Below are 14,980 nucleotides of genomic sequence, written 5' to 3'. Positions count from 1 at the left end.
CTGGAATGGCGATCTAGGGGGTTACGGTGCCGGTGGTGGGAGCGGCGGCGGAGCCGAAACTGACGTCGAACTCCTTGACGCTGATCTCCGGCAGCGACGAGGTCAGCGTGCCGCCCGCGCTCGCGGCGGTCGACTCGATCGGCGCCGACGCGTGCAGGTACCGTATGGTCTTGCCGTCCTTCGCGGCCTTCTCCAGCAGGTCGGCCGCGTCGCGCAGCTCACCCCCGGACTTCCGCATGTTGCGCAGGATGTCGTCGTAGTACAGCGTGCTGCCCTGCTCGGCGCGCGGCCCGGTCCCGCCCTCGTCGACCCGGCGCGAGCTGAGATCGCTCGAACCGCCCTTGGCCTCGTTGACCAGCCAGACCTCCTTGCCGTCCTTCCCGGTGGCCTTCCAGACCTGGTCGAAGTCCCCGGAGCGGGACGGCGCGCCCGGCTTGGGGTAGATCTTCACCGGCGCGGGCGGACCTGGGTAGGTGCGGCGGACATAGACCGACGCCGCATGCTCGCCCAGTTCCCGGCTGGCCTGGATCATGTCGTACAGCGCGGCCTTGGCCGCCGGCTTGTCGGGCGGGATCTTCGCTTCGGCGGTGTCCCGGGCGTTCCGGGCGGCGTCACGCTTGGCCAGCAGCGACTTCGTGGTCGCCTCGTCGGCCGGGTCAAGCTTGACCTTGTTCGGCCCTTCCAAGGGGATCTTCTCCTCGCCGGGCTTGTACTTGGCCGGGACGTCAATCTGTTCGCGGTTGATGTCGACCAGGCGGCCGGTGTCCGGGTTGAGCCGCTTGCCCATGTCGTACCGCAGCTTGAGGTCGGCCTTGTCCAAACTCGATACGGGGTACCGGTTCTGGTAGGCCCGGAGGAACTCCTCGAAGGTCAGGGTGTACCACGACGGCGGGATCTGCGTGGTGGGCACCGTCTTCTTGGCGAAGAGCGAGGGTGGCAGTTCGAACTGCGGGTCGATCTCCCCCGGCTTGCCCCTGCCCTTCGACACGTGTGCCCGCACGCCGACCATCTCGGCCTCGCGGATCTGCAGGTTGTCCAGGTTCTGAAAGGCGTTGTCCACGAGCACCGGGTCGACCGGCTCACCCGCCTGGAGCTTGGCGTGGTACTCCTGGAGGATCCGGCGCTGGCCGTCGATCTCTAGTTCGAGCCGGGCCTCGTGCGCGCGGACCCGTTCCAGCGGAGTGGCCGTGGCCCACCGGCTGTTGATGTCCACCAGGTCGTTTGTGGCCTTGCGGGTTCGCAGCAGTTCCGCCTCGAGCGCTGGGTTGCCGGCGCTCATCTTCTTGATGTCGGCGGCGCTGCGCTTGCCCAGTGCGAGCTGTTCGAGGTGGATCGCCTCCTCGCGCATGCTGGAGGGGTGGATGCCGTCCACCACAACCACCCGCACCTTGTCGCCGGCCGCCTCGATCCGGGTCAGGCCGATCGACGATCCGGCCTCCTCCGGGCTGACGATCCGCACCCGGTCCGGCGCGAGCGTGGCCTTCGCCTCCGGGCTGAGGTGCTTCTCCAGCTCGGCGGCGTAGTCCCCCGCGCTGGCCCGACCCGGCACCAGCACTTCGTCGCCGGCCTGGATGATCCGGGCACCCGGCTTGCTCAGGGCGGTGTTCAGCTCGTGCAGGTTGCCCCGAACGCCGGCGTAGGTCAGCCCGGCCATCACGCCGAACTGCCCGATCGCCAGCGCGTATGCCTTGAGCTTGTCGCCGTCCGACATCGACGATTTGGCGATGCCTTCCAGCGACTTGATCGTCTGGCCGGTGGCCATCACGATCTGCACGCTGTCGCCTGCGACCAGAGTCATGGTCAGCACCCGCAGCGTCCCCACCGACAGCGGCACCAGCTTGGCCGCGGTGGGTGCCGCCTCGCCCGCGGCGAGGACGGCCTCGCCGGCCGCGATCGCCCTGGTGGCCATCACCATCCGGGCCGCGCCGATCGCCCTCGCGCCGGTTACCGCGCCACCGGCGATGCTGCCGATCAGCTGAGCCATGCCCATCACGATCTTTCCGCCGGTGAGCCGCCCCTGGTCGCTCTCGTGCACCATCTCGGCCACGGCGGACACCGCACCGGCGGCGGCGGACGCCGTCCACAGCAGCGGGATCGCCACCGCCGCTGCGCCTCCAGACAGCACCACCCCGGCGAGCAGGGCGGCACCGGCGAGGCCCAAGCTGATCCAGGTGGCGACCTTCTCGATCGTCCAGCCGTTGTCCCCGGCGGTCGCGACCACCCCGGCCCGGCCGGCCGGGCCGGGCAGCACGTACTGGATCCAGCCCTTGGGGTAGCGCTTCTCGTCGTTGAGCTTGTCGAACAGCTCCTTGGGCGGCTCGGTCTGGCCCGCGGCCACCGGCGCCTCGACGATCCCGATGCTGTCCTCGTTCGTCGGGTGGGTCAGGTCCTGCAGGTACCAGGTGGAGTCCTTCTGCCAGTAGTAGAGCCGCAGCGGCAGGTTGCCCGGAGTGCCTGTCTTCACGTACTCCGGCGCCGAATGGAACACGGCCGTGACCCGCTTGAGTTGCGGCTTGTCGGCAAGCTTCTCCAGCATCGGGGTGAGCGCTACCAGGCCCTGCACCTGGTCGGCCTCGGCTGCGAGGCCCTTCGACCGCAGCTTCAATGCCACCCAGTTGGCGACCCGCATGCCCAGATTGGCCATCAGAGTGCCGGAGCGCCTGAGGTCGCTCGCGCCGACCGCGTCGATGATGTCCTGGGTGACCACGCTGCCGGTGACGAAACCGTCGGTGTCGGAGTAGCCGGTGTAGACGTTCGAGGTGGTGTCGTAGGGTTCCTTGCCGCCGTGGTGCTTGTGGACGGTTGCGGACGCCGTCTCGGCCAGCCAGAGCGTGTGGAAGGCGGTGGCCGCCTCCTTCGCCTTCTTCCGCGCGTCGAGGCGGTCAGCCGCGCCTGCTGCCCCGGCCATGGCCAGCCAGGCCTCGACCAGCCGGTCGTACGCCTGGGAGACGGCGGCGGTGAAGCCGGCCTTCTCGACGGCGGTCTGCCGCAGCTGCTTCAACGTCGTCTGGGTACGCGCCAGGTCGGTCACCAGGTCGGGCACCTTGGCCGCCTCGACCAGGCCCTCGGGGGTGGCCGCGGCCGAGACGACGTCCATCTCGTCGGTGAGATTCACCGTCTCCCGGTCGTACTCGCCCTTGCGCACCTCCCGTCGGGATCCGGCGCCGAACTCACGGTTCCCACTTGAGTCCGTCACCGTCAGGCGCAGCTCGCGGAACTGCGCGGGGTCTTGCCTGAAGCTGCTCCTGTCGTAGTCGGCCAGGGGCGCCATCCGTTCGTATACCCGGATGTCGGTGCGGCCGTCACCGTTGAGGTCCAGTTCGAGCAGTGGTCCCCGGGCGCGGACGACGGCGACCCCGAGCGTTCCCGATGCTTCTACGTCGAGGGACTCGGTGCCGACGGCTGCCCCGCCGGACATCGGGCTGATCCCCACCCGGACCCGGTTCGCCGTCGGATCGGGCTTGTAGAAGGTGAACCGGTAGAGGTCACCGAACCGGCCCATGGTGACGTCGATGGCCCAGATCGAGCCCGCCTGCTGCGGCTTGCCCGGCAGGAACACCGGGAAGATGTCGTTCGGGTCGCGCGAGAACGAGAACGTCTGCTCGGTGCGGGTCTTGTCCTCGCCGTAGTCCTTGACCCGTTCGACGACGGTCCGGTAGTCGGCCTGGGCTCCGTCGGGGGACGGCGGGTGGATCAGCATCGTGGCGAACGGCACGTACAACCCGCCGGCGGCCTCGATCCGAGTCGGGCTGCGACCGTCGGTCCGCTGCTTCAGCTTGGGCCGGATGTTCCGCTCGGCCGACTTCCCGCTGATGTCGAAGGATTTCGTCTGCGCCCCGGTCGCCGAGGCGGCCGCTCCGGGGGTGTTGCCCACTCGGCTGGCGGTGACGTCTAGCTGCTGCGGGTACTGCCAGACGGTGCTGTCCGGCTTGCTGCCACGCATCGCCAGCTCGAGCTCGGCGGACTGGTCGCCGTCGCCGTCGATCGTCGCCCGGAACGCCCCGTCGCGGTAGTCGAACATCCCCAGCGTGTCGTAGAAGCTCTCGCCCTTGGCGCCGGCGTAGACCGGCGCGTTCGTCGTGGGCGCGGGCCCGGTCTGGCTGGTGGCGTAGATCGGGTCGTCGCCGCAGCGCTGCAGCCGTAGGCCCAGCCCTCGGCTCAGCCGTGGCGCGGGCGCGGCCGCGATCGCCGCCGGGTCGGCACCGCGGGCCCGAAAGGCGCTGTCGTGGCGCCCGGTCCGCGCGAGGACCGCTGCCGCGGCATGGTCGGCCTCGTGCTCGTGCCCGCCGTGCCCCGCTGCGGAGGGCGTGCCGGAGCTGAGCCCGGCCGGCGCTCCCTGTTGCACGACGTGTGCCAGCTCGTGCGCGAGAACGGCGTCGCCTTCGACCGTTCCGGGCCGGTAGCCGCTGGCCAGCGCGACCCGGTTGCCCTCGGTGGTGGCGCGGGCACCCTGGCTGCGGACGAAGGCGTCGGCGGCCGGCCCGGTGTGCAGGGTGACGCCGCTCAGGCTCGCCCCGTAGGCGGATTCGGCACTCGTCCGCAATGCGGCCGGAACCGCCTGCCCGGCGCCGAGAACCCGCAACCCGCCGGGCTTCGTCGGCCCCGCACCTGCACCGGAGCCTCGCGCCGGGCGGCGGCGGGCGGCCGATTCCGGTTCGGAATCGGCGCGCACCGCCCGGCCGGCGTGCATGCCTGCGACCTCCGCCTCTTCCGCCTAGCGGATCAGGTAGACGACGGCGCGGTGGCCGGCCGCGCCACCGACCGGCTCGCGGGCGACGGCGCGCCGGCCACCGAGCAGGCTGGTCACCCGCGATGCCCGCCGGACCTCGTCGGCGATCTTCGGCGCGTCGGCGGCCGGATGGACGAAGGCGCCTCGCGGCGGATCGGCCGTGATCTGCCCCCACCACTCGCGCACCTTCTCGGGCTCGGCGATGTCACCGCCGCTGTAGCTGACCTCGAGCACCGGGCTGTCCTGCACCAGCTCCCGCACTGCGGCGTCGTCCAGCGCCGGGTATCCACCCTGGGTCTTCGCGGCCAGGTCCAGCTGGGCCGCCTCGCCCTTGGTCAGGGCCACCAGCAACTGACTGGTGACCTCGATCAGCACCTGGTCGTCGGCACGCACCCAGAGCACGACCGCCCGGTTGTCGCCGGCGTCCGCGATCGGCTCGTCCACCGTGACCGGGGAGGCGGCCCCATTGGGCTGGTTCGCGCGATCCTTCTCCAGGGCGTCCTCACCGGCCGTGGCAACGGCCGCGGTCACATGCAGCACGACCTCGGCCGGTGGCGCCCCGCTGTTCGCGGCCCACCAGGTGTCGATCTCGTCCGGGTTCGTCGGCGTCTCCCCGACGAACCGGGCGGTCACCTGGTTGTTCAGGTCGTCGGTGATCGATCGCAGCTTCTCCAGCGTCACGGCCTTCCAGCCACCCAGCCGCACGGCTAGCCCCTCCAGCTGTTCGCGCTGGGCCGGGGTGACCGCGAACAGGGCCTGGGTGCCGGTCGCGACCGGAGCCCGGTAGCCGACGGTGAAGAGGACGCCGTCGATGCCGGAGCTGACGAAGTCCGGCGGGACGCCGGCCAGCAGCTTGGGTGGTTGCACCTGGGTGGTGTCGATCAGCCCGGCCACCGCACCGCGGTAGGCGGCCAGCCGGCTGGCCAGCACGGTGTCCCCGTCCCCGTTACCGGCGTCCGCGGCGAGCTGCAGCACCAGCGCAGTCCCCCGGTCCTGGACGGCGAACGCGGCCCGGACGGCGTCGATCGGGGTGACCAGCAGGCCGCTGCCTGGGCTGAACTGCACCACCCCGACCCGCTCGAATCCCTGCCCTGCGGAAGGATTCTCGAACCTGTCAAGGTCTTCCAGGTCGTCCACCACCACGTGGTAGACGAGGTAGGAGCGAGTCACCACCGGCGGCGGCGCGTCGCTGACGTAGCGGACGTCGCGGCGGCGGGTGAAGGCGACCCAGTCGCGGGTCGCGGTGATCGTCTGGGGCGCGTCGGGCAGCGCCGGCAGGAGCAGCCCCTGCGCCCGGGCGACGAAGCCCGGGTCCCGGTCGATTCCGGCCAGCCCGGCCCCAATCGACTCGATCACGGCCTCGGCCAGGTCGCGTTCGGTCCGGCCGATCGTGAGGGCTTCGTCGTCCCGGGTCAGCTCGAAGGTGGCCAGGGTCTGGTCCACACCGGGGATGGCAGTCGCCTTCGAACCGGCGCCGATCCAGTTGCCGACGATCCTGATGTTCGGCTGCACCCCGGAGCCGGCCGCGTCGCTGGAGCCGAGGCTGCCGGTCAACCCGAGCGCGGAGCGGGTGACCTCGGCGCCGAGCACCAGGCTGGCACGGGACTTCTGCTCCTCGACCACCAGTTTGGAGACGCCGACCAGCCGGGTCTGGCTACCGGTGCGCACGAAGGTCCAGTCGACCCGACCGGCGATCCCGTCGGAGCTGGTCTGGGTGGTGTCGGCGAACTCGCGCAGGGTCAGCGTGCCGGTGAACCGGGAGCTGATCACGGTGGTGGACGCCGCCCCGAACTGGCCGGCCTGGTCCACCCGGTCGATCACGGTCAGCTGGCCGTCCAGGGTGAACTCGATCGCCGACGGCGTCCGGCTCGCCCGGGAGTAGGCGGCGAGCATGCCCTGGACCCGGGCCTGGTCGCCGGTCTGCGCATCCGCGAGCGGCGCATTGATGGTGAAGTCGAGCCAGAGGTCCATAGTCCGGGCGTCGGTGGCCGCGATCGGCCGGTCGGGTGCGAGCTCCCCGGTGAGCTTGCTCGCCCCGCCGGTGGCGAGGTCCACCTGGGTGCGCCGGGCCCGGGCCAGCAGCCGCTCCCGGTTGAGTCGGAAGGCGAGGCTCGGCCGCGCCGCCGCCGCGTCCAGGCTGGCGTCGGTGGTGACCGGCACCTCGACCGGCCCGTCGCCCGGCTCGCCTCCCGCGACCGGCCCGCCGGCCGGGTCGGCCGGCGTCCGGCCCCGCAGCAGCGCGCTGACGGCCCGGGCGAACGGCACCCGCTGGGGGATCTCGGTGTGCCCCGCGGCCGCCCATGCCACGTTCTTGCTGGACAGGTCACGGGCCACGCCGGTGATCACGGTGACCGATCCGCTGGTGCTGCCGTCGGAGCGTTCCTGCGGCAGGATCCGCACCGACCCCGCATACGTGGGCAGGGTGACCGCGGTCCCGCCGCTGAGCGTGCCGTCGGGCACGATCACGTCGACGGGCGCGCGATCGGCGGGGTCGTCGAGGCCGGCGGTGAGCGAGATCCGGTTCAGATCCTGTGCCTGGCGCATGATCTCGGCCACCTGGTCGGCGGGTGCCGCCGCGTACCGCAGGTCGACGCCGGCGCCGAAGACGCCCGGCAGCTGCTCGGTCACCGGCCGGGCGACGTCGATCGCCAGGAACCCGAACGGCGGGAGCGTGACGATCCCGCCGGCCACCAGCGAGCCGGAACCGGCACCACCCGCCCCGCCGGCCGCCGCGCGGGGAGCGAGCCGCAGCAACTCCCCAGCCTCCAGGCGCAGGCTGAGCAGCTGCTCCACCAGCTCCGGCCCGAGTGCCCGCCGGGTCGCGATCAGCCGGTCCGGGTCGGCCAGAATGCCGCCCAGCCGTTCGGACACCCCGCGCACGGCAGCGGCCGCACGGCCGAAGCTCACCGGCTGGGCCGCGGCGGCGGAGCCGGAACCGGCCAGCTGGCACTGGAACTGGAGCACCTGGGCGATGAACATGTCCCACGGGCGCATCCCGAAGCGTCCCGCCCAGTACCGCTGCGCCGGGCCTTCCATCAGCTCCCGGCGGGCGGTCCAGAGGTCGAGGAAGGTGGTGGCCGTGCCGTTGCGGCCGAGGACGCCGATCGGCACCTCGTCCCCGGTACTCCCGGCCGCGCCGGCGCACCAGACCGAGCTGCGCAGCCCGGCCGCGGACCGGCGATCCGCCACCAGCGCCTGCTCGAGTGCGAAGTAGGCGCCGGCGACCTGGGACCGCAGATGGGTGGCCGTGAACGTGACGCTGGTGGACGACGGCAGCGTCCCGAGATCGAGCCGGTGCGCCTGCAGCCGGACGCCCTCTACCCGCCGGGGCCGGTCGGTCTCGGTCAGGCAGGCGTCGGTGCAGAGCTGGTCGAACCTCTCCTCCTCGCCGCAGAGCGCATCCTCGGTGGCGACGGTCAGCAGGTAGACCGGCTGATCGGTGAGCACAGCATCCGGGCCGGCCGGAGTGACCGCCGCGCACGGGCCGAAATCACTGTTCCCGCCGGTGCTTCCGGGAGCTACGGCGACGCCGTCGGTGCGGGCCAGCAGCTCGGTGATCGAGACGGTTACGTCGCCGGGCAGGTCGATCACCGATCCGGCGGCGCTGACCGCGAGCCCGCCGCGCAGCAGCAGGCCGTCGCCACCGGCCAGCTCGGCCTCGAATCCGGTGACCACGCCGGAGCCGGAGCCGCGGGCGGTCAGCGCGACCAGCATCCGCAGGTAGCCCTGGTCGAGCTGGAAGTCCGCCGCCCGGAGGAACTTCCCGTCGAAGTAGTTGAGCCGGGTGAGCGGCGTGGACGAGGGGACGATGGTCAGCCCAGGGCGGCCGCTGTCGCCCACCAGCACCGGGCCGGCGCCGCCGGTTCCCGCGGAGATTGTGGTCATCGTCAGTTCCTCACCATCAGCACGATGTCGTGGCCGTCATGAATGCTCGCCGGGGGTCCGCCGCGAACTCCGGCCACCAGCCGGCCGTCCGCTCCGAGCAGGGGGTTCGGCCCGGTGCCGGCACCGATCACCCGGACCGGCTGGCCGGCGTCCACCGCGTCCAGGGTGAGCACCACCGTCGTGTCGGCGTTCTCGGTGGCCGCCGTAGTGACGCCGACCGGCGTCCAGCCGCCCGCGCCCAGGGTGGTGACGGTGAACGCCGCCGGGACGACGGTCAGCGGGTCCAGCGTGGCATCCACCGCGAACCGGAACTCGGCCCCGGTCAGGGTGGCCGAGTCCGGGTCGGCGCGCGGGCCTTCCACCGAAGGCACCGGGCTGCCCGGGCTGGTGGCCGCGGCCGCGAGCTCCTGCACCACGGATGTCGGCACCAGGACCGGCCGGTCGTGCTGGTCGACCGCGCTCGGGTTGGCTCCGTCCACGACCAGCACGGCGGCGTCCCCGCTCCCGGCGAGCGTGACCGACACCGTGGCCAGCAGCACGCCCGCATCGTCCGGCACCGGGAAGGTGGCGCCGGGCTCGTCGGGGGTGCGGGCCAGCGCATCCCGGGTGGCGAACCGGTTGAGCCAGCGAACCGTGGCCGCGCCCTGCTCGGCGGGCGGCCTGGCGGCGATGGCGGCGTAGGCGTCGGCCACCGCGGTGGCGAGCTCGGCGTCGTCCACCGGGATCAGTCCGAGGAAGGCGCGCAGTGCGGGGTAGTCCACCGGCGCCGGATCGGGCACGTTGGGCCGGATCTCGAGTCGGGCGGTCTCCGTGCTGCGCGAGTAGGCGGTCTCGGTGCTCGCGCCGGCGCAGGGCTCGGCGATCGAGGGCACCGGCCGCTCCAGGCACTGCCGGGGTGAGGCGATGATGTGCACGACGAACCGGCGCTGGTCACCGTCCACCGTGATCGACAGCGTGTCCGGGGCGAGTTCGTCCAGCCAGCGCCCGATGTCGACGCAGTTCTCCTGGTCCAGGTACACCTCCCGCCCGGCCGACGTCAGTGCCAGCCCGGGAGCGACGACCATCTCCCGCCGCTCGGCGCGCAGGCTGACCTCCAGCCCCCAGACCGTGCCGGCGCCGTGCAGCCATGCGTTGTGCAGCCAGGTCTTGCCCCGGTGGTAGCCCTGATCGGCCTCCAGGTCGTCGACCCCGAGCAGCATCCCGAAGTGATAGTGGTTGGACCGGAACGGGTTCACCGCGACGGCGACGTCGCCGCAGGTCGGGCCTGCGGTCAGGACGACATCAGGACTCACGGTCATGGCGGCCTCCTCGGGCATCCCCGCGCACGTACTGGGCGGTGCGCAGCCCGCCCGTCCCGGCGAGCACCCCGGCGACCGCGGACCGCCGGGCTGCCTCCTGCGACACCACCGCCACCGCCCGGCGCCGCGAGGCGGCGGTGTCGGCCGCCGCGGCGTAGCCGTCGATGGCCGCATCGAGCTCGGTCACCAGCGCGGCCGCCGCCGCGGCGTCGCTGAGGTCGTCGAGAGCCGCCGTCGCGTCGTGCAGGTCGTGGACGGCGGCCCAGAGCCAGGGCGGCACCTCCGCCTCCCAGTCGTCCAGCGCGCCCTGGGCCGCGGCGTCGTAGGCGGTGCGGGCGTCGTCCAGCGGATCCGTGACCGCCGGGTCGTCCCGGGCGGCGATGGCGTCGATGACCGCCTGGACCCCGGCCGGGTCACGGTCCGGGTCGTCGGCCAGGGCGTCGAGCCGGGCGTCGTTCACCGCGCGGTCGAGCACCGCCCAGGCCGCGTAGGCCTCGGCGAGGTCCTTCTCCTGGCCCGCGGCGGTGACCGCGTCGGCCCGGGCCGCCTGGTCGATGGACGCGGCGGTTGCGGAGTCGAGGTCGGGCAGGGTGGCCAGCGCGGTGAGCAGTGCGGAGGCGCGGGCCAGCCGGTCCGGGGCGGTGCCTGCGTAGGCGCGGGCCCTGGCCTCGGCGGCCTCCAGGGTGACCGCCGCGACGACCAGAGCAGCCTCCGGTCCGCCCGATCCACTCGCCTGCGCGGCGGCTTTCGCCTCGGCATGGGTGACCCGGGCCTGCGCCTCGGTGTACGGCTGCGCGGCCTCCGCGTGGCGCTCGGTCGACCGGCTCAGCAGCGCCGCGGGCAGCAGGGCGGCCACCCGGTCGGCGGCGGCGGCATGCACCGGTCCGGCGCGCAGCGCGGCCGCATCGGCGGGCACGCCGGTAAGCGGGGCAGCGGCCAGGGCTGCCTTCAGATCGGTCAACCGCTGCTGCCTGGCCGTGGCCGCGGTGACGGTGGAACCTGCTGCCCGGCAGGCGGTGTCGGCTGCGGCCAAGGCGCCGGCGGTGCGCGCGATCTCGGCCCGGGCGACCCCAGCCCGCTCGGTGGCCGCGCGCAGCTCGACCCGGGCGCCCGCCTGAACGATCAGGTTCTTCCGCAGGTCCACCACCACCGGGTCGGCTGCGTCGGGGGACGGGACGCCGGCCAGCTTGGCCCGCAGCTCGCCCTCCCCGGCACGCGCATCGGCGTCGTCCAGGGTCGCCTGCGCGAGATGCTGCGCGGCGCCGAGCCGGCTGCGGCGCTCGGCCGGTGGCACCGCCGCGGGGTCGGCGACCCGGCGGTCGAGCTCGTCGTGGGCGGCTGCCAGTGCCAGCTGGGCCTCCGCGAGCCGCTGCTGGCACGTGGCCAGTTCGGCGTTGGCCCGGTCCTCAAGGTTTGCGGCCATGGAACTCTGCCTCTCGTGCGCCGGCGGGTGCCGGGTGTGGGCTGATCGATGCTTCGGTGCGCTCGGGTGCAGCGGGTCGGAGGGCCTGCGGGCGGCCGGGGAAGGACCGGCCGGCCTTCTCGTACTCGCGCTGCACGGCAGTGAAGACGTGACCGGCGGTGATCGGACCGCCGCCTGCCGCCGCCATGAACGCCGCGGCCAGGGCGGCGTTGCGGATCACGCCACCGGTCACCGGGTAGAGCTGGGCGAGCAGTTCGAAGCTGACGTCGGGCCCGATCGGCGCGGGCTCGCGCATGTGCTCGCGCCAGAGCCGTTCGCGGGCGGCCACATCCGGCTCATCGAAGCTGATCACGTAGTCGAGCCGGCGACCGAACGCGGTGTCGATGTTGGCCCGCAGGTTCGTGGCCAGCAGGGTGATCCCGGCGAATTGCTCGATCCGGCCCAGTAGGTAGGCGGTCTCCAGGTTGGCCCAGCGCGCGTGCGCGTCAGCCGTCTCGGTCCGGCGGGCGAAGATGGCGTCGGCCTCGTCGAAGAACAGCACCGCCTGACTCTGCTCGGCCGCGTCGAACACCGCGGCCAGGTTCTTCTCGGTCTCGCCCAGCCACTTGCTGACCAGGGCGGAGAGGTCGACAACGAGAAGGTCGAGACCGAGCCGGGCGGCAAAAACCTCGGCGGCATATGTCTTTCCGGTGCCGGGCGGGCCGGTGAAGAGCAGCCGCACGCCGCCTGCGCCGGGGCGGTCGCGCTGCAGGCCCCAGTCCTGCAGCACCCGCACCTGGTGCCGGCAGCGGGCCAGCGCCGCGTCCATCAGGTCGAGGCTGCGCCGATCGAGCACGAGGTCGGCCGCCGGTGCCGAAGGCCGCACCAGCCGCACCGAATGCGGTAGCTGATGGCGGGCCCGGTTGTGCAGCGCCTGCACCACCAGCGCGGGCGTGAGCTCGGCTCCCCCGGCGTTCGCCAGGTCTCGCGCGTCGGCCACCGCTTCGGCGGCGCGCACGGCACCGACCCGGTGCACCGCCAGTTCCGCCGCGGCAGCCGGCAGCCCGGGCAGCAAGGCGTCCCAGAGTTCGACCCGCTCGGCCAGGGCCGGCGACCGGGCTTGGACGGCGATCAGTGGCCGGCCGCCGGCGGCGACGACGGTGCCCGGCTCCCGGCAGACCAGCACCGGCCCGGGATGCTCCGGCAGCGGTTCGGCCACTGTGGTGCTGCTGCCGGCGGGCGCGAGGTCGGCCGCCGCCAGCACCGGCACCTCACCCCGCACCAGGCAGAGCAGCCCGGCCAGGCGCAGCAGGTCCGGATCGGTCAGGTCGCCGCGGACTTCACGGGCCCGCGCACCCGCCCAGCGGCACAGCGCCCCGGCCCGGGCGCGGGCCTCGCCGGCGTCGTCGGCGGTCACCAGCACGAGCCTCGGCACCGCCCCCGGTGCCGTCCCGGTCCGGAGCGCACCGACCGCGCGCTGGACGGCCGGATCGCGTTGCCAGCCGCCGGCTCCGAGCAGCGGCGGGATCGGCTGGGCGATCAGGCCGGGCGGCCAGCAGTCGAGGCCGCGCAGGGTCTCCCAGAGTGCGGGGGGCAGCTCCAGGGTGCGGGTAAAGAACGGCCCCGGGCCGAGCCGGACGAGGCCGGCGCCGATCAGCGGGCCACTGCTCAGGGCGGCCACCAACGCCGGCCGCTGGTCGGTCGCCTGGCAGAGCAGCGCCCCAGCCACGGCCGGGGTGGCGGCGGGCGTGCCGGCCGGGTGCAACTGCCCCAGCACGTCAGCCAGCCGCTCATGCTCGTTCACCAACCCGGCCAACACGATCAGGTCGCGCTCGAACGGCGACAGGCGCAAGCCGGCGACCAACCGCTGCAGGCGCGACACCGGTTGCGGATCGGGGGTGTCCGGCAGTGCAGCCCGCAGTTCAGCCGCGGTCTGGGTCAGCGGTGGCCCGGTGACCGTGATCATCGCTGCCAGCCGCTCGGCCAGATCGGCGGCGATGCTCGCGAAGGTTGCCGCGATGGGCAGGGAGGCGGGGTCAGACATAGCGGAACCTCACGACACATCCCAGGTGCGCCACGGCGCCCGGGTCGAGGTCGAGGCCGGCCCGGCGGATGGCGACGTCCACGCCGTCCAGTGGCAGTTCGGCCTCGATCCAGCCCGGGTCCAGCAGCAGCGGCGCCGTCCGCTGGATCACCGAGCGGCGCAGTTCTGCGGCCGGGAGTGCTCCCGGCAGCCGAGCGGCGAGTTCCTCGTCGCACCGGGCCACCCAGGTGCCGAGCAGCCGTTCGTCAGCGGCGGTGGTCGGCTCGGTGAGGTGGAGTTCCAGCGGCGCCCCGGTCAGCACGGTCGTCGCCAGCCCGGCGAACACCCGGACGGCCGGGTCGGCGGCATCGCATTCGGCCAGCCGGCAGCCCAGCGCGAGCAGGCACCAGGCCGGCCCGCGCACATGGACTGCTGCCCCTGCCGCGATCAGGCGCAGCGCGGCCAGGTTGAGGGTGAAGAGCAGGCCGGCGCGCGTCGTCCAGGCACCGGGTTCCGCGCCGTCGGGCGGATCCGGGGTGGCTGCTGCCGCGGCGGCCGCCGGCTCCGCAGCGGCACTGGCGGTGACTTCGTCCGCAGGACGCGCGGTTTCGATCACGCCGAGCGGTTCGTCGAACGGTTCCCCGGCGGGCCCGACCGGCAACTGCGGCGGCTCGGCCGGTGTGGTGGCCGCCGCGGGTGCCACCGGCCGCGCATCGCGGACCGGGGCGATCGGTGCCTCTGGGGCGAACAGCAGCCGCGCGGCGGCCGGCAGCTCGACCACCCGGACTCCCGCACCGGCGGCGGTCAGAGCGAGCGCGGCGATGGCGGTCCGGCTGCCGGCCGGCGGGTCACCCAGTCGCTGCCGGCTGCGCCGGATCTGACCGGCCAGCGGTGCGGAGGTCAGTGCCGCCCGGACCGGTGTCGGCAAGGTTCCTTCGGGGCGGGCCGGTTCGGGCACGGGTGCGGGCCCGGCGGGTAACCGCCCGGTCGAGGCGAGTTCATTCGCAGCCGGTACGACCGGCACCAGGGCGCGGGCCAACGCGTGCCATCCGGCCCAGGTCAGCGCGAGCGGTTCGAGCCATCCCTGCCCGGCCGCCCAGGCGAGCACGGGGACCGCGACGTCCGGGCCGCGCAGGCAGGCGCCAACGGCCAGCGTGGTCGGGTGGCCGCTGTCGGCGGGAGAGACCAGACCGGACTGCTCCCAGGCCCATCGGCGCCGCAGGTCGCCGAGCGCCACCCGACGGACCAGATCGGTCAGGGCCGCCGCTCGGTTCCGGTAGACCACTACCTCGCCGACGCCGGCATCTGGACCAGAGACAGAAATGCCGGTGGCATAGGCGTTTTCGACCGCCGCACTGATCGCCTCGGCCCAGGCCCGGGCCAGCAGGTCGGTATCCGCGAGCGCCAGCTGCCCTACCCGCAGCCGCACGGACAGCGAGCGCACGCAGATCAGCGTGCTGGGCGGCAGCCGCAGCTCGACCAGGACGCCGGGCAGCAGGCCGGTGAGCAGGTCGATGGCCCGGCGGACCTGCGGGCCGGGATCGCCGGCCCGGGCCAGGGCGGGCGGGAGCACGATCCGGTGCCGGAAGCGGCCGATCGTCACGGTGTTGACGGGCTGTGCGTTCATCGCTCGGCGTCCATCG

Annotated in this window: 6 protein-coding genes; all 6 read right to left on the bottom strand. The window is 73.4% G+C overall.

Features of this window, described 5'->3' with window-relative positions; genetic code table 11:
• Positions 1–13: 13 nt before the first annotated feature.
• The 6 genes from AB0L70_RS35875 to AB0L70_RS35850 are packed head-to-tail and all read right to left on the bottom strand — an operon-like array spanning position 14 to position 14,964.
• Positions 14–4,690 carry a DUF4157 domain-containing protein gene (locus AB0L70_RS35875; protein ID WP_363691283.1) on the bottom strand — a complete coding sequence of 1,559 codons (4,677 nt, stop codon included), beginning with the start codon at positions 4,688–4,690 and terminating at the stop codon, positions 14–16.
• A gap of 24 nt (positions 4,691–4,714) precedes the next feature.
• Positions 4,715–8,614 (bottom strand): hypothetical protein, encoded by a 3,900-nt coding sequence (locus tag AB0L70_RS35870; protein WP_363691282.1) that lies wholly within the window; start codon positions 8,612–8,614, stop codon positions 4,715–4,717.
• 2 nt (positions 8,615–8,616) lie between these two features.
• Positions 8,617–9,912 (bottom strand): hypothetical protein, encoded by a 1,296-nt coding sequence (locus AB0L70_RS35865; RefSeq protein WP_363691281.1) that lies wholly within the window; start codon positions 9,910–9,912, stop codon positions 8,617–8,619.
• Positions 9,896–11,335 (bottom strand): hypothetical protein, encoded by a 1,440-nt coding sequence (locus tag AB0L70_RS35860; RefSeq protein WP_363691280.1) that lies wholly within the window; start codon positions 11,333–11,335, stop codon positions 9,896–9,898. The genes AB0L70_RS35865 and AB0L70_RS35860 overlap by 17 nt, the downstream gene beginning before the upstream one ends.
• Entirely contained in the window at positions 11,319–13,358 is a 2,040-nt protein-coding gene (locus AB0L70_RS35855) for an ATP-binding protein (protein WP_363691279.1), read from the bottom strand. Before AB0L70_RS35855 ends, AB0L70_RS35860 begins: the two co-directional genes overlap by 17 nt.
• Positions 13,351–14,964, bottom strand: a complete 1,614-nt coding sequence (locus AB0L70_RS35850; RefSeq protein WP_363691277.1) for a hypothetical protein — start codon at positions 14,962–14,964, stop codon at positions 13,351–13,353. Before AB0L70_RS35850 ends, AB0L70_RS35855 begins: the two co-directional genes overlap by 8 nt.
• Between the last annotated feature and the right edge of the window lie 16 nt (positions 14,965–14,980).

This window comes from Kribbella sp. NPDC051952 (genome assembly GCF_040680855.1).
Taxonomy (GTDB): Bacteria; Actinomycetota; Actinomycetes; order Propionibacteriales; family Kribbellaceae; genus Kribbella.
Note: the sequence above shows the minus strand (reverse complement) of the source record. Positions and strands in the feature narration are given on the sequence as shown.